The 20351-nt window shown below is 72.7% G+C and carries 21 protein-coding genes; 11 read left to right on the top strand and 10 right to left on the bottom strand.

Features of this window, described 5'->3' with window-relative positions; all coding sequences use genetic code 11:
• The first annotated feature begins 117 nt into the window (after nucleotides 1-117).
• The 5 genes from ACYUD3_RS19755 (at nucleotide 118) to ACYUD3_RS19735 (ending at nucleotide 4282) form a co-directional block, all read left to right on the top strand.
• Entirely contained in the window at nucleotides 118-906 is a 789-nt protein-coding gene (locus ACYUD3_RS19755) for a response regulator transcription factor (protein WP_470971633.1), read from the top strand.
• Between the two features lie 181 nt (nucleotides 907-1087).
• Nucleotides 1088-2305, top strand: a complete 1218-nt coding sequence (locus ACYUD3_RS19750; RefSeq protein WP_470971630.1) for a cytochrome P450 — start codon at nucleotides 1088-1090, stop codon at nucleotides 2303-2305.
• A 36-nt stretch (nucleotides 2306-2341) separates the two neighbouring features.
• Complete coding sequence (locus ACYUD3_RS19745) at nucleotides 2342-2536, top strand: ferredoxin (RefSeq protein WP_470971628.1); 195 nt, start codon at nucleotides 2342-2344, stop codon at nucleotides 2534-2536.
• Nucleotides 2533-3720, top strand: coding sequence for an NAD(P)/FAD-dependent oxidoreductase (locus ACYUD3_RS19740; protein ID WP_470971626.1), 1188 nt, complete (start codon nucleotides 2533-2535; stop codon nucleotides 3718-3720). Before ACYUD3_RS19745 ends, ACYUD3_RS19740 begins: the two co-directional genes overlap by 4 nt.
• Before the next feature lie 61 nt (nucleotides 3721-3781).
• Entirely contained in the window at nucleotides 3782-4282 is a 501-nt protein-coding gene (locus ACYUD3_RS19735; RefSeq protein WP_470971623.1) for a MarR family winged helix-turn-helix transcriptional regulator, read from the top strand.
• Here ACYUD3_RS19735 and ACYUD3_RS19730 read toward each other — a convergent pair.
• The gene (locus ACYUD3_RS19730; protein WP_470971968.1) at nucleotides 4243-5394 is read right to left on the bottom strand and encodes an MFS transporter; all 1152 of its coding nucleotides are present in this window, start codon (nucleotides 5392-5394) and stop codon (nucleotides 4243-4245) included. The genes ACYUD3_RS19735 and ACYUD3_RS19730 overlap by 40 nt on opposite strands.
• Before the next feature lie 81 nt (nucleotides 5395-5475).
• On the opposite strand from ACYUD3_RS19730, the gene ACYUD3_RS19725 reads away from it, so the two are divergent.
• The 3 genes from ACYUD3_RS19725 to ACYUD3_RS19715 all read left to right on the top strand — a co-directional run bounded on the left by ACYUD3_RS19725 (nucleotide 5476) and on the right by ACYUD3_RS19715 (nucleotide 9193).
• Nucleotides 5476-6219, top strand: coding sequence for a helix-turn-helix transcriptional regulator (locus ACYUD3_RS19725; protein WP_470971621.1), 744 nt, complete (start codon nucleotides 5476-5478; stop codon nucleotides 6217-6219).
• Between the two features lie 148 nt (nucleotides 6220-6367).
• Nucleotides 6368-6835, top strand: a complete 468-nt coding sequence (locus tag ACYUD3_RS19720) for a peroxiredoxin (protein ID WP_470971618.1) — start codon at nucleotides 6368-6370, stop codon at nucleotides 6833-6835.
• A gap of 39 nt (nucleotides 6836-6874) precedes the next feature.
• Complete coding sequence (locus ACYUD3_RS19715) at nucleotides 6875-9193, top strand: ATP-binding SpoIIE family protein phosphatase (protein ID WP_470971616.1); 2319 nt, start codon at nucleotides 6875-6877, stop codon at nucleotides 9191-9193.
• A gap of 21 nt (nucleotides 9194-9214) precedes the next feature.
• Here ACYUD3_RS19715 and ACYUD3_RS19710 read toward each other — a convergent pair whose 3' ends face one another.
• Entirely contained in the window at nucleotides 9215-9634 is a 420-nt protein-coding gene (locus ACYUD3_RS19710) for a cupin domain-containing protein (protein ID WP_470971613.1), read from the bottom strand.
• Between the two features lie 110 nt (nucleotides 9635-9744).
• On the opposite strand from ACYUD3_RS19710, the gene ACYUD3_RS19705 reads away from it, so the two are divergent.
• The gene (locus ACYUD3_RS19705) at nucleotides 9745-10671 is read left to right on the top strand and encodes a TauD/TfdA dioxygenase family protein (protein ID WP_470971611.1); all 927 of its coding nucleotides are present in this window, start codon (nucleotides 9745-9747) and stop codon (nucleotides 10669-10671) included.
• A 6-nt stretch (nucleotides 10672-10677) separates the two neighbouring features.
• On the opposite strand, the gene ACYUD3_RS19700 is transcribed toward ACYUD3_RS19705, so the two are convergent.
• Entirely contained in the window at nucleotides 10678-11703 is a 1026-nt protein-coding gene (locus tag ACYUD3_RS19700; protein WP_470971608.1) for an LLM class flavin-dependent oxidoreductase, read from the bottom strand.
• Between the two features lie 61 nt (nucleotides 11704-11764).
• Nucleotides 11765-13279 carry a metallophosphoesterase family protein gene (locus ACYUD3_RS19695; protein ID WP_470971606.1) on the bottom strand — a complete coding sequence of 505 codons (1515 nt, stop codon included), beginning with the start codon at nucleotides 13277-13279 and terminating at the stop codon, nucleotides 11765-11767.
• 90 nt (nucleotides 13280-13369) lie between these two features.
• On the opposite strand from ACYUD3_RS19695, the gene ACYUD3_RS19690 reads away from it, so the two are divergent.
• Nucleotides 13370-13777, top strand: a complete 408-nt coding sequence (locus tag ACYUD3_RS19690; protein ID WP_470971603.1) for a hypothetical protein — start codon at nucleotides 13370-13372, stop codon at nucleotides 13775-13777.
• On the opposite strand, the gene ACYUD3_RS19685 is transcribed toward ACYUD3_RS19690, so the two are convergent.
• The 6 genes from ACYUD3_RS19685 to ACYUD3_RS19660 form a co-directional block, all read right to left on the bottom strand.
• Nucleotides 13761-14024 carry a hypothetical protein gene (locus ACYUD3_RS19685; RefSeq protein ID WP_470971601.1) on the bottom strand — a complete coding sequence of 88 codons (264 nt, stop codon included), beginning with the start codon at nucleotides 14022-14024 and terminating at the stop codon, nucleotides 13761-13763. The genes ACYUD3_RS19690 and ACYUD3_RS19685 overlap by 17 nt on opposite strands.
• Nucleotides 14021-15580, bottom strand: a complete 1560-nt coding sequence (locus tag ACYUD3_RS19680) for a glycosyltransferase (RefSeq protein ID WP_470971599.1) — start codon at nucleotides 15578-15580, stop codon at nucleotides 14021-14023. The genes ACYUD3_RS19685 and ACYUD3_RS19680 overlap by 4 nt, the downstream gene beginning before the upstream one ends.
• Entirely contained in the window at nucleotides 15577-15927 is a 351-nt protein-coding gene (locus ACYUD3_RS19675) for a tail fiber domain-containing protein (protein WP_470971596.1), read from the bottom strand. The genes ACYUD3_RS19680 and ACYUD3_RS19675 overlap by 4 nt, the downstream gene beginning before the upstream one ends.
• 2 nt (nucleotides 15928-15929) lie before the next feature.
• Nucleotides 15930-16457, bottom strand: coding sequence for a hypothetical protein (locus ACYUD3_RS19670; protein ID WP_470971593.1), 528 nt, complete (start codon nucleotides 16455-16457; stop codon nucleotides 15930-15932).
• A 184-nt stretch (nucleotides 16458-16641) separates the two neighbouring features.
• Entirely contained in the window at nucleotides 16642-17778 is a 1137-nt protein-coding gene (locus tag ACYUD3_RS19665; protein ID WP_470971591.1) for a glycosyltransferase family 32 protein, read from the bottom strand.
• The gene (locus ACYUD3_RS19660; protein WP_470971589.1) at nucleotides 17778-18428 is read right to left on the bottom strand and encodes a M15 family metallopeptidase; all 651 of its coding nucleotides are present in this window, start codon (nucleotides 18426-18428) and stop codon (nucleotides 17778-17780) included. The genes ACYUD3_RS19665 and ACYUD3_RS19660 overlap by 1 nt, the downstream gene beginning before the upstream one ends.
• A gap of 31 nt (nucleotides 18429-18459) precedes the next feature.
• Here ACYUD3_RS19660 and ACYUD3_RS19655 point away from each other — a divergent pair.
• Nucleotides 18460-20351 (top strand): zinc-dependent metalloprotease (locus ACYUD3_RS19655; protein ID WP_470971587.1); only part of this gene is annotated, 1892 nt, incomplete at its 3' end.

Raw genomic sequence — 20351 nt, 5'->3', positions numbered from 1 at the left:
AGCTATGAGTTGATTAACTCAGGCAACTAGGCGCGGTAGGGTTGTCCCCATGTTCCTCTTACCGCCGGTCACACCGGGCGACGTGGAATCAGAGCGGGCCTCCGGAAGGGGGTTGTCATGAGCAGCAACGCGGCAGCGGGCGAGCGGGACGGCCCGAAAGCGGCGGGTTCACCGGGCGGCGGCGTGGACGTCCACGCCGCGGACACCGCCGCCCCGGCCCTCGCGCGCGGCTCCGGCCAGCGCGTCCTGGTCGCCGTCGCCCAGCCCGACATCGGTGAACTGCTCGGTACGACCCTGGAGTTGGCGGGCTACCGGATCACCCTCTGTGCCACCCTGAACGAAGCGCTGGGCCGGCTCGGCGCGGAACGCTTCGACCTGATCGTCGCGGACCTCGCGCTGCCGGGCATCATGACCCTCTACCGTCCGGTCATCGCCTACCGCCCGCCCGTCCTGTACCTGCTCCCGCCGGACCGGCTGGAGATGATCCTCCCCGAACTGGACCTGGGGGAGAAGGACTACGTCACCAAGCCGGTCCGGATCGCCGAGGTGCTGGCCCGGATGGCGGTCCTCCTGCGCGCGGCGGCCCCCGGCCCGCGCGAACCGGTCCTGCGCTACGGCGACCTCGTCCTGGACGACCGCCTCTGCCACGCCCGCCGCGACGGCCGCCTCCTCGACCTCACCCCCGCCGAGTACCGCCTGCTGCGCCACTTCCTCGTCAACGCCCACCGCGTGCTGTCCAAGGAGCAGATCAGCCGTTACGTCTGGGGCGAGTTCCGCTGCGGCAACGCCATCGAGCAGCTGGTGTCCCGTCTCAGACGCAAAGTCGACGAAGAGGGCACCCCGCTGCTGCATACCCGCCGGGGCTTCGGCTACTGGCTGGGGCGCGCGGACGGGGAAGAACTGTGAAAGCTGACTGAACATCACTTTGCCTGTAAGGAAAGGGAGTTGGTTGTGAAGAGCTGATTCCCTTCTCCTTGTATATGACCTGGGTCACGTCAGGTTTCTGTCAGCAAACTGACCGGTCGGTGTCAGGGGCCCCTGTTTGCATGTGCTCACAGAACCCCCCACTTACCCCACGAGGAGAGTCATGGCCGACACCCTCACCGGCCCGGTGCCCGCACCCGAGTTCCCGATGCCCCGCTCCGGCCGCTGCCCCTTCGACCCGCCGCCCGCGCTCAGCGCGCTGCGCGAACAGGGCCCGCTGGTCAAGGTCAGCCTCTGGGACGGCAGCGAGCCCTGGCTGGTCACCACGTACGAGGCCCAGCGCGCCCTGCTCGGCGACCCCCGCGTCAGCGCCGACCCCGACACCGCCGGCTACCCCACCAAGGCGAGCCCCTCGGCCGGGGACGGCAAGCTCAGCTTCATCATGATGGACGACCCGGAACACTCCCGGCTGCGCCGGATGGTGACCGCGCCGTTCACGGTCAAGAAGATGGAGGCGCTGCGCCCGGCCGTCCAGAAAATCGTCGACGACCTGATCGACGGACTGCTCGCCGGACCGAAGCCCGTCGACCTCGTCGACGCGTTCGCCCTGCCGATCCCCTCCCTGGTCATCTGTGAACTCCTCGGCGTCCCCTACGCCGATCACGACTTCTTCCAGGAGAACACCAAGACCATGGTCCGGCGCACGGCCACCCCCGAGGAGCGGGGCGCGGCCAGCCGGGAAGTCGCCGGCTACCTCGCCGAGCTGATCGGCCGCCGCCTCGCCGACCCCCGCGACGACCTGATCTCCAGCATCGCCGGCCGCGTCACGGCCGGGGAGATCGACCACGGGCAGGCCACCGAGATGGCCCTCCTGCTGCTCATCGCGGGCCACGAGACCACCGCCAACATGATCGCCCTGGGCACCGCCGCCCTCCTGCACCACCCCGACCAGCTCGCCCTGCTGCGCGCCAGTGACGACCCCAAGTTCGTCGCCGGGGCCGTCGAGGAGCTCCTGCGCTACCTGCACATCACCCACCTCGGCCGGCGCCGCGCCGTCACCGAGGACATCGAGATCGCCGGGCGGACCGTCAAGGCCGGCGAGGGCGTCATCATGGTCAACGAGATCGGCAACCGCGACCCCGAGGTGTTCGCCGACCCCGACCGCCTCGACCTCACCCGCGACGCCCGCCGCCACGTCGCCTTCGGCTTCGGCGTCCACCAGTGCCTCGGCCAGCCCCTGGCCCGTATGGAGCTCCAGGTCGTCTACAGCACCCTCTACCGCCGCATCCCCACCCTGGAACTGGCGGTCCCCTTCGAGGACGTGCACTTCAAGGAGGACGCCTTCATCTACGGCGTCCACAGCCTCCCCGTCACCTGGTGACACCCCCCAACCCCCTTGCGAGAAACGGGAATTGACATGAAGATCGAACTCGAAGCCGACAAGTGCGTCGCCTCCGGCCAGTGCGTCGTGGCCGCGGTGGACTTCTTCGACCAGGACGACGACGGCATCGCGATCCTCCTCGCCGAGGAAGCCTCGGAGGACCAGCTCGACGACGTCCGCGAGGCCGTCGCCATCTGTCCCGCCGCCGCCATCCGACTGGTCAGGCCGTGAGGCGCATCGTCGTCGTCGGAGCCTCGGCCGCCGGACTCGCGGCGGCCGAGACCCTCCGCCGCGAGGGCTACGACGGCACCCTGACCGTGGTGGGGGACGAACCCCACCCGCCCTACGACCGCCCGCCGCTGTCCAAGCAGATCCTCGCCGCCGACTGGCAGCCCGACCGGGTCCGGCTGCGCACCCCCGACGACCTCGCCGCGCTCGGCGCCGACCTGCGCCTGGGCGTCGCCGCGACCGGCCTGCACGTCACCGAACGCCAGGTGGAACTCGCCGACGGCGGCGCCCTGCCCTACGACGGGCTGGTCATCGCCACCGGAGTGCGGCCCCGGACGCTGCCCGGGGAGCGCGCGCACGTGCTGCGCACGCTGGAGGACGCGCTCGCGCTGCGGGAGCGGCTGGGGGCCGGGCGGCGGCTCGTGGTGGTCGGTGCCGGGTTCCTCGGCGCCGAGGCGGCCTCCGTCGCCTGGCGGCTGGGCTGCGAGGTCACGCTGCTGGAACCGGCGGCCGTCCCTCTCGCGCACGCGGTCGGCGAGGCCGTCGGGCGCGTGCTGTCGCGGGCCCACGAGGAGCGCGGCGTCCGGCTGCGCACCGGCGTCACCGTCACCGGGGTCACCGAGGCCGGGGTGCTGCTGGCCGGCGGTGAGCTGGTCGAGGCCGACGAGGTGCTGGTCGCCATCGGCTCGCTGCCCAACACCGACTGGCTGGCCGGCAGCGGCCTCGGCATCGGCGACGGCCTGGTCTGCGACGCCTACCTGGAGGCCGCGCGCGACGTCTACGCCGCCGGGGACGTCGCCCGCTGGTACAACCCGCTCTTCGGCGTGCCCATGCGGATCGAGCACCGCACCAACGCCGCCGAACAGGGCATGGCCGCCGCCCGCAACCTCCTGAACCCCGAGGCGCGCAAGCCGTTCGCGCCGGTGCCGTACTTCTGGTCCGACCAGTACGACATGAAGATCCAGGCCTTCGGCTATCTGCGCGGGCACGAGGAGGTGAGCGTCGCGGAGGGCGATCTGGACGAGGGGCGGTTCGTCGCCGTCTACCGCACCGGGGACCGGGTCGTCGGGGCGCTCGGCGTCGGGGTGCCGCCCAAGGCGCTGCGGCCCTGGCGGCAGGCCGTCGCGGCGGGTGAGGCCTGGACGGATTGTCAACCCCTGGGACCGGATGTCATACGTACGCAGTAGGCTGAGGAAATACCCGCCGTAACTTAATTGAGTTACGCAACGATATGGTAAAGTGGCGCGTATGCCGACTGAACGCGTTCCCGCCGCAGCGTCCCCGGAAGTCATCGAGATCGAGCGGGCGCTCACCCGGATCACGTATCTGAGCACCCGCGCCCGGCAGCACGACCGGCTGATGACCCTCGCCGGGGTCCCCCTGGACCGGGCCGCCGTCGCACTGCTGCGCCAGGTCGCCGACTCCGACCCGCTGCGCCCGGGGGAACTGGCCCAGCGGCTCGGCGTCGAGGCCTCGCACGTGACGCGGACGGTCCAGCAGCTCCAGCGGTCCGGCCACGTCACGCGCGTCCCCGACCCCGACGACGGCCGCGCCCAGCGCATCGAGCTCACCCCCGCGGGACGGCAGGCCATCGACCGCATCCGGGACGCGGGCGCGCGCGGCATGCAGCTCGCCCTGGCCGAGTGGACCCCCGAGGAACTCGGCCAGCTCGCGGTCCTCTTCCACCGGATGGTCGACGACTTCCTCAGCTACTCCATCGACGAGGACCCCGAGCCGGCCACCGCCTGAGACACCCGCGCCGGGCGGGGCGCGCCCGGCTCCCGCACCCCCCGCAGCAGCAGCCACGCCACCACCGGCGGCGCCAGCAGCGGCAGCAGCCCCGTCCGCAGCGACGTCGCGTCCGCCAGCGCGCCCAGCGCCGGGGCCGCGAGCCCGCCCACACTGACCGTGAGCCCCAGCGTCACCCCGCTCGCGGTGCCCACCCGGCCGGGCAGACAGTCCTGGCCGAGGGTGATGTGCAGCGAGAACGGCACGTACAGCCCGGCCGACGCCAGCGCGACGCACACGTACAGACCGGGCCCCGGCACCAGCAGCACCCCGGCCACCGCGACCAGCGTCACCCCGTACGACGCCCTGACCACCGCCAGCCTGCCGTACCGCTCCGCGAGGCGGCTGCCGGTGACCGTGCCGAGCGCGCCGCCCGCGTACAGCACGCACAGCGCGGCGACGCCCGCCGTCTCGCCGCCGCCGGTGCGCTCGCGGACGTACAGCGCGACGAACGTGCTCAGGCCCACGAAGACCAGCGAGCGGCACACCACCGCGCCGGACAGCCGCAGGAACGCCGGCCAGTCGTCGTCCCCGGTGCGGGCGGCGGCCTTCGCCGCGGGCACCTTCTCGCGCGCCAGCAGGCACAGCAGCGCGCCGGTCGCCGCCGGCAGCGCCAGCAGCGGCGACGCCCGCAGACCCCAGGGCGCGACCACCGCCGCGACCAGCAGCGGGGCGAGGGCGAACCCCAGGTTGCCGCCCAGCGAGAACCAGCCCATCGCCGTATGGCTCCCGCCCGCCGCCGCGCGCGCCGCCCGCGCGGCCTCCGGATGGTAGGCGGCGACCCCCACCCCGGACACGGCGACCGCCGCGAGCGTCAGCGCGTACGAGTCGCCGGCCCCGACCGCCGCGACCCCGGCGCCCGCCGCGAGGGTGCTCAGCGGCAGCAGCCACGGCAGCGCCCAGCGGTCGGTGAGGAGCCCGAACAGCGGCTGCGCGACCGAGGACAGCAGGGAGGCGGCCAGGACCACACCGGACGCGGCGGCGTAGCCGTAGCCCCGCTCGGCGACGAGGAAGGGGACCAGCGCGGCGACGGCGCCCTGGTAGACGTCGACGCAGGCATGGCCCAGGGACATCAAGGTGATGGTGCGAGAAGTGGACACCCCGCGATCGTCACCCTCCGGGCACCTGTCTTGCTTCCGTTAATCTGCCTCTTTGTGTCGAACATCCGCCAGGCCCCGACCCGGACCCAGTTCCTCGCCGCCGGGGAACGCATCGAGGCGCACCGGCACGACGACCACCAGATCGTCTACGCGGGCACCGGCGTCCTCGCCGTCACCACCGACGCCGGCACCTGGTTCACCCCCGGCACCCTCGCCCTGTGGATCCCCGCCGGCGTCGTCCACGCCCACCGCGCCTACGGCACCCTCGACCTGCACCTCGTCGGGCTGCCCGCCGCCGACGACCCGCTGGGCCTCAGCCGGCCGACCGCCCTCGCCGTCGGCCCGCTGCTGCGCGAGCTGATCCGCGCCTACACCCGCGAACCCCTCGACCCCGGACCCGAGCGCGCCCGGCTCCTCGCCGTGCTCCGCGACCAGCTGCGCGCCTCGCCGCGTCAGCCGCTGCTGCTGCCCACCCCGGCCGACCCCCGGCTGGCCGCCGTCTGCGACCTCGTCCACGCCGACCCGGCCGACCCGCGCACCCTCGCCGAACTGGGCGCCGCGACCGGGGCCGGGGAACGGACGCTGAGCCGGCTCTTCCGGGCCGAGCTGGGGATGACCTTCCCGCAGTGGCGCACGCAGTCGCGGCTGCACCACGCGCTGCGGATGCTGGCCGACGGCGAGCCGGTGACCGCCGTCGCGCACCGCTGCGGCTGGTCCTCGGCCAGCGCCTTCATCGACGTCTTCCGCAAGGCGTTCGGGACGACGCCGGGGCGGCACGGGAGGGGTGGCGGCTCTTAGGGGGCCCGGACAGGGGCGCCGGGGGCGGCTTGAAAAGGGGCGGCTCGGCCAGGGGCGGGCGGTTTCGGACGGGGCGGTTCCGGGCCGTCCGCCGGGGTCAAGTAGCATCGCCCGCGCCCCACTTGCCCGTACGCGGAGGAGAGACAGCATGAGCCGTGCCCTGGAGACCGGTGACACGGTCGACGACTTCTCCCTGCCCGACGAGACCGGCACCGTCCGCTCGCTGAGTGAACTGCTCGCCGACGGGCCCGTCGTCCTCTTCTTCTACCCCGCCGCCCTCACCCCCGGCTGCACCGCCGAGGCGTGCCACTTCCGCGACCTCGCCGCCGAGTTCGCCGCGGCCGGCGCCCGCCCGGTCGGCATCAGCGGGGACGGCGTCGACAAGCAGAAGGAGTTCGCCGGCACCCACAGCCTCGGCATGCCGCTGCTCTCCGACCCCGAGGGCACCGTACGGGAGAAGTTCGGCGTCAAGCGCGGGTTCTCGCTGCCGACCAAGCGCGTCACGTTCGTCATCGGGCAGGACCGGACCGTGCTGGAGGTCGTCCGCAGCGAACTGCGCATGAACACCCACGCGGACCGGGCTCTTGAGGTCCTGCGCGCGCACAGCGGGTCATGACTGTTGCCCGTAAGCCGTAATAGCCGCATTCTGGGACCCATGGAGCATCTCGTCGCCGCGGCGGTCATCGATGCCCGGGGCATCGTGACGGGCTGGAGCGAAGGTGCCCGCGTGCTGACCGGGCGCACGGCCGAGGAGGCGGTGGGCCGTGCGGCGGCCGAGCTGCTCGCCGAGCCCCTGCCGCCCGGCGCCCGCGGCGGACCCGCCCTGCTGCGCCACCGCGACGGCCACCCTGTCCCCGTCATCCTCTCGGTCAGCCGCCTGCTCGGCGCCGACGGCGAGAAACAGGGGTACTCCGTCACCCTCGTCCCCCCGGCCGCCGCGTCCCCGCTCGGCGACCGGGCCTTCCAGCAGGCCTCCATGTCGATGTCCGTCTTCGACATGGACCAGCACTACCTGCGCCTCAACACCGTCGCCTGCCAGGTCATGGGCGTCAGCGAGGAGACCCTGCTCGGGCGGCCCTTTCCGGAGACCGTCGAGGACGCCGAGCACAGCCGCGGCTTCGACTGGCACCTCAAAGAGGTCGCCCGCACCGGCCGCCCCCTCCACTACGAGAGCTACACCGGCGAGCCCTCCGGCAACCGCGAGCACGCCTGGAACATCGAGATGTGGCCGGTGCGCGACGACAGCGGCGCACTGACCGGCGTCGCGCTCGCCGCCTTCGACAGCAGCGAACAGCACTGGGCCCGCCGCCGGCTCGCCCTGCTCAACGAGGCCGCCGCCGCCATCGGCACCACCCTCGACGTCGGCCGCACCGCCGAAGAGGTCGTCGAACTCCTCGTCCCCCAGTACGCCGACTTCGCCAGCGTCGACCTCTTCGACTGGGTCCTCGGCGCCGACGAACCCCCGCGCCGGCCCGAAGGCGACGTACGGCTGCGCCGCGTCGCCCACGGCTCCGCCACCGACGGCACCCCCGAAGCCGCCGTCCACCTCGGCGCGAGCGACAGCTACCCGTCCTACAGCCCGCCCGCGAAAGCCCTGCGCGAGGGGCGGGCCGTGCTCAGCCAGGCCGGGGAACCCGACTTCGTGCGCTGGGTCCGCGAACGTGACACCCGCGCCCCGGCGAGCAGCGGCGCCCGGCAGGGCGTCCACTCCATGCTCGCGGTACCGCTGCGGGCCCGGGGCACGACCCTCGGGGTCGCCGTCGCCATCCGGATGACCCACCCCGACGACTTCGGCTCCGACGACGCCGTCTTCGCCGAGGAACTCGCCAGCCGGGCCGCCGTCTGCGTCGACAACGCCCGCCGCTTCGCCCGCGAACGCGCCACCGCGCTCAGCCTCCAGCGCAGCCTCCTGCCGCGCGAGCTGCCCGGACAGGCCGCCGTCGAGGTCGCCCACCGCTATCTGCCCTCCGGTTCGACGGCCGGGATCGGCGGCGACTGGTTCGACGTCATCCCGCTCTCCGGCAGCCGCGTCGCCCTCGTCGTCGGCGACGTCGTCGGCCACGGCATCCCCTCCTCCGCGACCATGGGCCGGCTCTGCACCGCCGTCCGCACCCTCGCCGACGTCGACCTGCCGCCCGACGAACTCCTCACCCACCTCGACGACCTCGTCACCCACCTCGCCACCGACGACGGCACCGAAGAGGTCGCCGAACTCGGGGCGACCTGCCTGTACGCCGTCTACGACCCCGTCGCCCGCCGGCTCGCCCTCGCCGCCGCCGGGCATCCGCCGCCCGCGGTCGTCCTGCCCGACGGCACCGCGCACTTCGTCGAGATGACGCCGGGACCGCCCCTCGGCGTCGGCGGCCACCCCTTCGAGGCCACCGAGGTCGAGCTGCCCGAGGGCGCGATCGTCGCCCTCTACACCGACGGGCTCATCGAGGACCGCGACCGGGACGTCGACCTCGCCGGCGCCGAGCTGTGCACGGCGCTGGCCACACCCGCCGCCTCCCTCGACGCCCTGTGCGACACCATCCTCAAGGCCGTCCTGCCCGAGGAGCCCGGCGACGACGTCGCCCTCCTGCTCGCCCGCACCCGCGCGCTCGGCGCGGACCGGGTCGCCACCTGGGACGTCACCCCCGACCCCGCGCACGTCGCCGCCACCCGGCAGGCCGCCATGGAGCAACTCGCGCGCTGGGGGCTCGAAGAGGCGTCCTTCGTGACCGAGCTGGTGGTGAGCGAACTGGTCACCAACGCCATCCGCTACGGCGAACCGCCCATCCAGCTGCGGCTGATCCGCGACCGGACCCTGATCTGCGAGGTCTCCGACGCCAGCTCCACCTCACCGCATCTGCGCCGGGCGCACGCCTACGACGAGGGCGGACGGGGGCTGCTGCTGGTGGCGCAGCTGACGCAGCGGTGGGGGAGCCGGCAGACGAACCGGGGGAAGACGATCTGGGCGGAGCAGACGCTGTGATCTTCTGTGCGCGCGGGGGCTCTATTCGAAGGGGCAGCCGGGGTTCGGGGCGTCCTCGGCGAACGGGGCTCCGTGCGGCAGGGCGTACAGGGCCTGGATGACCAGCGGCTCGTCCCCCAGGTTGCGGCCGATGTGGACGTACTCGGCGCGCTCCCGGATGACCTCGCCCTCCTGGTACACGCCGTCGGAGCCGCAGGTCGCGTCGAAGTGGTGCAGGGTGCCGCGCACGATCAGGCCCCTGACCATGCCGTCGTGGTAGTGCCAGCCCGTCGACTCGCCCGGTGGGATGGTGAGTTCGCGCAGGATGTAGTCGGTGCCGTCGACCGTCCGCTGGGCGAGGACCCGGCCCGTCACCCCGGGCCCCGGGGGAGTGGCGTGGGCGGCGGTGCCGCTCAGGCAGAGCGTGGCGACGGCGGTGGTCAGGACGGTACGCGTACGCATGGGGGAGCCTCCTGGGGCGTCGTGGGCGGACCGTGATCAACGATAGGGACGGCGCGGGCGTGCGGGGCGGATTCCGGGTAGACAGCCCTCAACCGATCTTGGGAGAGCACATGGACGTCACACCGGTCGCGGGGCACATAGGCGCCGAGATCCACGGGGTCGACCTCGCGGCGGAGCTGGACGACGCCACGGTCGCGAGGATCCGGGCGGCGCTGCTGCGCTGGAAGGTGGTCTTCTTCCGGGACCAGCGCCTCGATCACGCCGGGCACCTCGCGTTCGCCCGCCGGTTCGGCGAACCGGTCGCGCCGCGCAAGCGGGGCAGCGCCTCGCCGGCCGGCTTCCCGGAGATCGAGACGACCGCCGACCGGCTCGAACTGGGCGGGAAGTTCGGCATGGAGCACGAGGAGTGGCTCCAGCGGCGCCGGCACACCCTGCTGCGGGGCTGGCACTGCGACCACGGCGCCCGCGTCGACCCGCCCGCCGCGACCATCCTGCGCGCGGAGACCGTACCGCCCTACGGCGGCGACACCCAGTGGTCCAACCTCGCCGCCGCGTACGCCGGACTGTCCGCGCCGGTACGGAAGTTCGTGGACGGACTGCGCGCCGAGCACCGCCTGGGCGTCGGCTACCAGGCACGGCCGGGCGACGACTCCTACCTGCGGCACCTGCTGGACCACCAGGTCGCCTCCGTGCACCCCCTCGTGCGCGTCCATCCCGAGAGTGGGGAGCGGGTGCTGTACGTCAACGGCTACTACGTCGAACAGATCCAGGACGTCTCCCGCGCGGAGAGCCGGGCCCTGCTGGACATGCTCCTGGAACAGGCGGTCCGCCCCGAGTACACGGTCCGCTTCCGCTGGGAGCCGGGGAGCGTCGCCTTCTGGGACAACAGGGCGACGATCCACCTGGCGCCCAGCGACAACGCGGGGCTGGGGTTCCAGCGGATCATGCATCGGGTGATGCTGGCGGGGGAGGTGCCGGTGGGGGTTGATGGACGGGGGTCGGTGGGGGTGGTGGGGACGGGGGTGGGGGAGTGGTGAATCCCTTTACTCCTGCCCCGGCTCCCACCCCAGCGCCGGTCCCAGCCTCGTCGCCATGTCCGTCAGGATCTGGACGTAGTCCTCGTGCTCGAAGGTGAACGGGAGCGCGAACGCCACCTCGTCCACCTCCCGGTACGCCGCGTGGGCGGTCAGGCGGGCGGCGATCTCCTCCGACGTGCCCACCAGGTCCGGGGCGAACATCATGCGGGCCGGGCCCTGGGGAGCCGCGGTACGGGGAAGCCGCTTGGCCGCGTACTCCTCGTACTTCGCGCGCTGCGCCGCACTCGCCGAGTCCGTCGGGATGACCACCAGGCCCTGGGAGACCCGCGCCGCCTCGCCGTCGGGGTGGGCGGCGCGGAAGGCGCGGATGTGGGAGAGCTGCACCTGGGCGAAGTCCTCGGACTCCTCCGCCCTGACGACGCTGCTGGTCAGGAAGTTCATGCCGTGCTCACCGGCCCAGCGGGCGGAGGAGAGGCTGCCGCCGCCGTACCAGAGCCGCTTGCCGAGCCCGGGGGAGTGCGGCTGCACGCGATCGGAGAAGACTTCGAAACCCTGGACCCCGCTGAAGTCGCTCGCGGACTTGCCGCGTACGAGGTCGAGGAGGCGCCGCACCCGCTCGTAACTGAAGTCCTCGGCGTCGGCGGTGTCCGGGTAGAGGGCGTCCTTGACCTGGTCGTAGTGCATCGGCGGGCCCACGCTCACGCCCGGGTTGACGCGTCCGCCGGAGAGGATGTCGACGGTCGCGAGGTCCTCGGCGAGGCGCAGCGGGTTCTCCCAGCCGAGCGGGATGACGGCCGTGCCGAGGGCGATCCGGCTGGTGCGCTGGGAGGCGGCGGCGAGGACGGCGACCGGCGAGGAGATGCCGTACTGGAGATGCCGGTGGCGCAGCCAGGCGCTGTCGAAACCGAGCCGCTCGCCCAGCTCGATGATCTCCAGCGTCGACTCGTGCCCCTGGCGCGGATCGTCCCCGTCGAACAGGCCGATGGTCAGAAAGCCCAGCTTGCGCAGCGGGCGGGAGGGGGTGGACGGCATGGCGTTCTCCAACAGTCACAAGGCGTACGGCCGTATACCCCTACCGAACCCCCGCCGCCCGTCAGGCATTCCGGCCCAGCGGGATCAGGAACTCGTCCTCCACCGGCGGCTCCACCTCCTGCGCCCGGTTCCCGGTCGCCGCGTAACAGCGCACCCGCACCGACTCCGGCGTGACGTCGACCCGCAGGAAGTTCTTGAAGAACGGCGGACTGTACGACACCGAACCAGGCGAGAACAGCGAGGTGTAGATCTCCCGCACCGGCAGCCGCAGCCGCTTACGGCGCTCGGGGCGCCCGGCGACCCCGAGGAGCGCGGCCACGAACCGCATCCGCCGGGTGATCCGTACGGGCCCCCGCGCGCCCCGGGTCGGCCCGATGCCCAGCCGCTCGGCGATCACCGCCATCCCCTCCTCCTCGGTCAGCGCGAAGAACCGGGCCAGCCGCAGCCGCCGCCCGTACAGCCGCGCGTAGAACGCGAGGGAGTCGCCGCGCAGCGGATAGCAGCGGAACTCCTTCTCGGTGACACCGCCGACCGAGACCCGGGGGATGGTGTGCGTGGCGTGCATGAAGGCACCGCCGCCGCCCGAGACGACGTACTGGAGGAGCCGGCCGTCCGCGCGCCGCACCGGATAGCGCTGGTAGTTGTGGATGTCCCCGCCGATCGCGGCCACGTAGTCGTGCGCGGGGTCGCTGACGATGTCGTCCACCGTGCCGCCGCCCTCGATGGGACAGGGGTGGTGCTCGCCGTCGACGTACAGGGGTGAGCCGGTGATGAGGATCTTCGGGCCCGGGGCCTGGGAGACCTCCCTGAGCCACGCGCCCTGTTCGGCGTCGAGGGTGCCGAGCAGGCCGGTGTCTATGCCGATGAGGCGGATCGGGCCGGCGTCGATCGCCCAGTACGGGCCGGGCTGGGTGGCCTGTTGGGCCGGGGCCGACCTCAACTGCCGGACCTCGTCGAGGCGTTGGCCGTCATCGGGGCGTGGGCGGTGCCAAAGGAGGTCGCGCAGCCAGGACTTGGTGAGCGGGCGGGGCTTCGGCTCGGCCGGGAGGGGTGGGGCGTCGGCGCAGAAGACGCGCATGAAGGCGCCCAAGTCCTCGTACCAGTCGTGGTTTCCCGGGATCGCGTAGATCGGGGCCGGGTAACTCGCGTACGGGCGGAAGAACTTGGTGTCGTAGTCGTCGGCGCTGCCCACCGGGTAGATGACGTCGCTCGCGACCACGGCGAAGCTGGTGTTCTGACTGGCCCTCAGGAAGCCTGGTACGACCGCGTATTGGGGCGCGTCGCCCTCGCCGGTGTCGCCGATCACCATGAACGAGAACCGCTCGGGCTCATCGCGCCGGATCACTTTGTCGGCGGGGGCGCCCGCCTTCTCCTGCTGCGCGACCCAGCGGCCGCGGGTGCGGCCGGTGGGGTCGCCGAGCCAGGAGGCGACCACTCCGTTGCGGGCCGCCCACAGGGTGCGGGGGTCCAGCCAGGAGATCTTCTCGACCTCGGCCGGCATGAGCTGCTGGTAGGCGCCGGGAGCGGCGTCGCCCCAGCCGGCGCCTGCGGCGGTTTCGCGTGAGGAGTCGGACACCGGGGAACCGTAGCAACGGTCGTGCGGGACGCGGGAGTTGGGGTGAGCGGTGGCTCGGGTGTCCTGATGGCGGGCGGGTGCGGTTCAAGGGTGGCCCTATCAGCTCCCGCGCTCCGGTCCGCTGCCGGCGGTCACCGAGCGGCTGGGGTTCGGGGTGACGGTGTCGCTGACCTACGAGCAGCCCTGCGAACCGGCCCGCACCCCGACCGCATCCGCGACATCGCCCACAAGGGGCGGCACTTCGACGTCCCCGGCGTCTTCCTCTCCGAACCGTCGCCGCAGCGCACCCCCGTGATCTTCCAGGCGGGCGCCAAGTACGAGGACCTGCCGGCCCATTCGTCCTACGAGGGCGCGCTCGCCCTGTACGGCGGCTGGAGCGGGCTGGACCTGTCGGAGCTGGGCCCGGACCGGCCCTTGGAGTACGTCGACACCGACGCCGACTTTGTGGAGCTGGTCGTGCCGGAGCTGCGGGCGCGGGCGGTCAGGGAGCGTTCATGAGCAGGCCGGTGGCGGTGAGTTCGGTGAGGGCGAGGTGGACGGTGACCTCGTCGGCCTCGGGGTGGGTGCGGGCGGCGGTCCTGAGGAGGGCGGTGCGGGTGCGGGTGCCGTCCGCGAGGCGGTAGACGGTGGCGCTGAGCGGGCCCAACAGGTGGCCCTGCCCGGCCAGTTCGTCGTAGAGGGCGAGGCGGCCGTCGGGGAGGGGCTTGACGCGGAGGCCGGCGCGGCGGGCTCTGGGGGCGGTCATCGGGCGAACTGGTCGCGCAAGTCCGCCGCGGCCAGGTGGAGTTGGTCGCTCTGGGCGGCGACGACCGGGACCGTCCGGTAGCAGTCGGGGCGGTCCCAGCCGGCGAGGTACTGGTCGATGGCCGTGTGCCGTGCGATCCAGTCGGTCATGTCCTCGACGGTGTCGGGGAGTTCGGCGAGCAGCTGGGCGAAGACGCTGTGGTGGTAGGCGATGGCGTGGGTGGTGGTGACGCCGGTGACGGACTCGAGGTGGTGGCAGCCCTCGGCGCGGGGGAAGGCGCGGCCCCAGTCGGCGCCGCCGAGGTGGAGCAACGACCAGGGCCTGCCGTCGAGTTCGGCCAGCGCGCGGCGCAGCACCCAGGTCGTGCCGTGCAGGAAGAGGACGTCGTCCTCCAGGACGAGGAGGCTGTCGAGGCCGTCGCGGTGCGCCTGCTCGATGGCCTGGCGATGGGAGAGCGCGCACCCTACGTGGTGGTTGCCGGGGGTCGGGACGGCGCTCTGCCGGTGGACGCGGTCGGGGCGGACGCCGATCGCCGCCAGCCGGCGTTCCGTCTCCTCCCAGCGGTCCGGGCGTTCGTCGAGGTTGAGGCAGGTGATGCCGGCGAAGAAGCTGAACGGGTCGCGCTTCTCCGCCTCGTACTCGGCGACCGCCTGCCGGACGGTGTCCTCCCCGATCAGTCCGCCGAAGTGGCCGAGGGCGTCGTCGGCGGGCAGGCCGAGTTCGTCGAAGCCGATGAGGTAGTTGCGCAGCCGCTGCTGCCAGGCCACCGGGGGCCGGCCGGTGCCCGGGGCGGTGAAGCGGTGCGTCCAGCGCAGCGCGGGCAGGCACTGGACGGTGTGCCCGGCCCGGCGGAACTTCTCGTGCAGATGCCCCTCCTCGCCGCCGTGCCCGGTGAACGCGGGGTTCAGGCCCGGCCAGGCCTTCGTACGGCAGGCGAAGACGCCGAGGCCCTGCATGCCGATCTCGAACGGCGGCGCGGCGGGGTCGGTCCCGCGCGGGTCGGTGGCCCAGGTGCCGAACATGAACCGGCTCCAGCGGGGTTCCCAGTGCGTGGAGACGGTCTTGCCGTCGGTGGACACCAGCGGCCCCTGGATCAGGTCGCCGCTGTCGGGGTGCGCGTCGATGTGCTCCAGCAGCGCGGCCAGCGCGCCGGGCGGCAGCTGGACGTGGGAGTCGACGCACAGCACCCAGTCGGAGGAGGCCTCGCGGAAGACCCGGTCGCGGGCGGCGGTGCCCACGCGGCGGTCGTACGGCACGTACCGCAGCCCCGGGACCTCCTCCTCCAGCTGCTTCAGGGACCAGGCCTGCGGGCCCGTGGGGTGGTTGTCGACGACCAGGAAGTCGATCCGGTCCATGACCTCCGGGTGGTAGAGCAGCATGCTGTTGACGGTGAAGTACACGCCGTCGTAGTCGTCGTAGGTCGACATGCCCACGGTCAGTGTGCGGGGCGGGGCGGGCGGGCCGGGGGCCGGGCGCTGGCGGTAGCGGTCGGCGGGGGCGGCGACCAGTTCGCGCAGGGCGGCGAGTCCGGTGTCGTCCGCCTGGTCGGGGTTCACTCGGGGGGCTCCGGGTTCTCGTAGCGGTCGCGCAACTGCCGTACCTCGGCGGTGAGTTCGTCGATGCGCCGGTTGAGGGCCTGGACGCAGACCAGGGTGACGCCGTTGGCGTCGACGAGGGGGATCACGCGGGTGTTCTCGTGGCCGAGGTCGAACGCCGCGTGCCAGTCCTGGGCCATCGGGCCGAGGTGGCGGACCTGTTCGGGCTCCCACAGATAGCGCCAGGTGCTGATCGGCAGGGCCGCGACCGTCGCCAGGACCTGGTGCCCGTTGACCGCCCCGGCCGCGGCGACGGCCCCGGCGTTCCCGGCCGGGGCGGTCGTACGGGAGCGGCGGAAGAGCCGCACGGTCAGCGGCTCCAGTCGACCGGGACGACGTCGCACTTGAGCCGGCGGTCGCTCGGCGCGCCGGTGGAGCAGTCCGTGCCGACGGTGATCGCCGCGTGCGCCGAGTTGGCGATGTGCACGCCGTCGCCGACCATGACGGCGTCGTAGCCGTTCAGGAGTTCCTGGACGGTGCCCGGGCCGAAGTTCTCCGAGGCGGTGATGCCCGCCGTGCCGGTGTAGCCGGTGTACGCCGAGCCCAGCATCCGGCCGCCGCCGGTCGTGTAGAACCGCACCAGCACGCCCACCAGGGGGCGGCCGGTGACCACGTCGGTGACGGTGGCGGAGATGTTCTCCAGCTGGAGCGACGTCAGGTTCAGCGTGCCCTGGGTCGCGCCCATGTTGACCGGCTTCAGCTCGGGGCAGTCGCTCTCGCCGCAGATCGGGGGCCGGGCCATCGCGGGGGTCGCGGAGGCGACGATGCTGGTGAGGGAGAGCGTGCTGACCGCGACGGCCGCGAGCTTGGCGGTCTTGGATCCTGGGACGAACTTCATGGGGCTCTCCGGGGGGTGGGTTCGGCGACGGGCGCTGCGCGGCGACGGGCGCTGTGCTGGGCGACAGGCGCGGTGCTGCGCGGAGTCATTCCACCCGGACGGCCCAACCTCCGTGTCTGACAATCTGGACATAGGGGATTTCGGTCGCGCCGTTCATCTCATCGAGTGACCATCCTGCTCGGGGTCACGTTCGATCAAGGGCGCTCTGTTTGAGGCCGTGCCGGTCCAGCCACGCCTTCAGGTCGAACGGCCGCGCCCACCCGTGGACGTAGTGATGGAACAGCGGCTGCGGACGCTCTTCGGACGGCACCAGGCTCAGCCGCTTCACCAGGGAGAGCGGCGCCTGGAACGCGTGATCGGTGGGGATCAGCCGCAACCGCCGGTCCAGCAGCGGGAGTTCGGACAGGTACGCACTGAACACATGCGGCCCGGCGAAGAACCGCGGATGCCGCGCGGGGCCGTCCTGGACCGCCAGCCACTCCAGGAACCCGCCGCTCACCGGGTTGCCCGGGGCGCCGCCCTGGAACTCGGTGCACACGACGTTGTCGTCACCGACGATGCTCGACCAGCCGGAGTCGGCGCAGGAGGTGAGGAGTTCGTCGAGGCGCGCGGGGTGCACGACGTGCAGGTCCCAGTCGAACCACCAGCCGCCGTGCCGGTGGAGGAGGGCGTTTCTGAGGAGGTCGGAGAGGTCGGCGAGCTGTCGGCAGCGGGGTAAGTGCGGGAGAAGTAGCGGGAGTTCGCCGGGTGCGGGGTCCGCCTCGCGTGTCACGAACCGCTCCAGATCATCGAGCGTCAGCAGCTCGTACGCGTACCCGTGCTCCCGCGCGAACTCCCGTACCCCGGCCATGGCTTCACGGCACAACTCCGGTGCGGCCGACGGGTCATGGGCGAACTGGAAGATCCGCCGGGGGATCGTGACGGACTCCTCCGCGAGCTCCCGCAGCGCGGCGATCGCGTCCGGTTCCAGCTTCTGGAGGGCGTGGTCCACGACGTCGACGATCTCGCGCATGTCCGGGACCCGGCTGTGCTGGCGGACCCGCAGGAGCGTGTCGACGAGCGGCGGCGCGCTGTCCGCAGGGGGCCCGGTCAGCAGACCGCGCGCGTGGAGTTCCGCGAGAGCGTGCCGCACGGCACCGACGGAAACCCTGGAAAGCTGGGCGAGTTGAGCGGCGGTACGCGCACCGTCGGCCGCGCGGAACACGGCGGCGCAGACCGGCCGCAGGACGTACCCGGTGTCGGCCCGCCCGTCGTACACGGCGAGCCGCCCGCCGCCCAACTCCCGCCGCCGCAGCCCCTGGACGGCACGGGGCCGCTCCACTAGACGCCGTCCCCGACGGGCCCGTACAGCGCGCTGTCCGCGCCGGTGGCCATCGCCCAGTACCGGTCGCCGTACGACCAATGCCACCACTCCGTCGGGTAGTTGACGAAGCCGGCCGCCTCCATCGCCTCCGTCAGCAGCCGCCGGTTGGCCCGTGCGGTGGCGCTGATGCCGGGCGCGTCGGTGTAGCAGGCGCCGTCGCTCTCCTCGGGGCCGGCGTTCATGCGGGTGCCCATGTCGAGTTCGGTGCCGTCGGCGGCGGCGAGCGTGAGGTCGACGGCGGCGCCCGCGCTGTGCGGCGCGATGTCCGGCGGGGAGACGTACCGGCTCGCGGCGGTGTGGAGCTGCGCGGGCGGCCACTCAGGGTGGGCCGCGCGGAGTTCGGCGGCGTACTCCTCGAAGTAGCGGCGCTGGAGCGCGGGCGGGCGGTAGCCCTCGACGAAGAGGAGACGCAGGCCGTCGGGGAGGTGGTGCTGGGCGGTGCGGAGGCGGGTCAGGACCCCCTCGCGGAGGTGGGCGAAGGCGCCGGTCGGGTCGGTCTTGCGGGGGTCCACCCGGAGGGTGGTGCGGACGTCCACCAGGGGGTCGCCGCAGTCCGTCACAGGGATGGTCGTCACCCTGGGGTCCGACATCAGTACGATCGTCTGCATATGACGATCATCCCTGGTGGAGGGCTGTGCGATGGGTCTTGGTGTGGAAGTCCTGCCCGATCCCGAGGGGCGGGTGCTGCTCGGTGTGCGGGAGTTCGGGGTGCCCTTCCTGGTGACCGTCTCACTGTCCCAGGGGGTCGGGTCGAGTGAGCTCCAACTGGACCGGGGGCGGGCCGGGAAGGGGCGGCTGGCCGAGTTCCGGCGGGCGGGGGCGCGGGTGGTGTGCGTGCTGCGCAACAAGCACTTCCTCAGCAGCGGGGACCCGGCCGCCGTCCGCGCGGGGGCGGAGTCGTTCGCCGTGTCCGTCATCTGGAGCGGGCCCGTGGTGCGGGAAGAGGGCGGGCGGGTGGTCGTCGACGCCGGCGGGCTCGCGCTCTACGACCACGACCGCGTCGCCGAGCATCTGTCCGAGCGGGGACAGGGCGCGTACGTCCTTGACGCCGGCCGGAGTTTTCCGCTTGCCGCGAGTTCTTCGGAGCGGGGGGTGCGGTTGCCGGCGATGCTGACGTTCAGCGGGCCGGGGCTCGGGGGTGCTGTTCGGGCGGTCGCCGGGGACTCGCGGGTGCTGAGCGTTGTCCAGCAGGTGAATTTGATGCCGTTGCCTGAGCCTGCGCTTGTGCCTCGGGGCTATCACCCTGCTTCTGGGGGGTATGGGGTCGGGTACGTGGATCATGGGTTGGGCGGGCGGCAGGTCAGGTTTCAGCCGCGGTTCCGGGTGGGGGTGTCTGCTGCTGGGGAGGGGGTGCCTGCGGTGGGGGAGGGGGCGGGCGCCGTCGGGGAAGGGGCGCCTGTTGTTGGGGAGGGGGTGTCCGCGGTGGGGGAGGGGGTGCCCGCTGTCGTCTTCCAGGTCGATCCGGCCGTTCCTGAGCCGTTTCGGTCGGCGGTCGTCGAGGGCGGCAACTGGTGGCGGGACGCGTTCGCCGGGATCGGGCTGCCTGACGTCTATCAAGTCGTGGTGGGCGGGCCGGAGTTCGATCCGTACGAGCCTGGCGTGAACGGTGTCGTATGGGTGCACCGTGCCGGCCGTGGCTGGTCCCTGGGCCAGGGCCTGACCGACCCGCGCACCGGCGAGATCCTGCACGCCCGCGTCCGCCTCGGCTCCCAGCGGATCGAGCAGGTACGGGCTCTGGGGGAGGCCCTGCTCGCTCCCTACGGCCGCCCCGACGAAGCCGAACTCCTCGCCGCCGTAGAGGAGTTGGTGCTCGCCAGGATGCGGCAACTGGCCGCCCACGAGATCGGGCACGCCCTCGGGTTCGCCCACAACTTCGCGAGCACGCACCATCCGAAGCCGTCGGTCATGGATTACCCGCACGCCCGGATCGGCGTGACCGAGGACGGCCGGGTGGACCTGGGGGGTGCCTACGCGGAGGGGCTCGGCGAGTGGGACCACTATCTCGTCGCGCACGCCTACGGTGACTTGACGGACCCTCAACTCGCTGAACTCCGGCGGGATTTCGCGCACCTCGCGTATCTCTCCGACGAGGATTGCCAGGGGGCTGACGCGGCTCATGCGGACGGGGTGCAGTGGGTGACCGGCGGTGACCCGCTCGCGGCGCTGGCGAAGATCCTCGACGTCCGCCGTGTCGCTCTCGCGGGTTTCGGACCGGGGGTTCTTCCGCCGGACCGGCAGAGCGGGGAGCTGGAGGAGCGGGCGGTGCTGTTGCATTTGCTGCATCGGCATGAGGTGGCGGGGGTTGGGCGGTTGGTGGGTGGGGTGCGGTATGTGTATGGGTGGGTGGGGGATGGTGGGGGTGTGGGGGGCGGCGGGGTGGTTGTGGGGGATGGGTACGCGGGTGTCGGTGGCGCGGCTTCGGGTGAGGGTTCCGCTGGTGCTGGGGGTGCTGGGGGTGCTGGGGGTGCTGGGGGTGCTGGGGGTGCTGGGGGTGCTGGGGGTGCTGGGGGTGCTGGGGGTGCTGGGGGTGC

The sequence above is a fragment of the Streptomyces sp. AMJ-169 genome (genome assembly GCF_055597585.1).
This window is presented reverse-complemented; position numbering and strand designations above follow the sequence as displayed.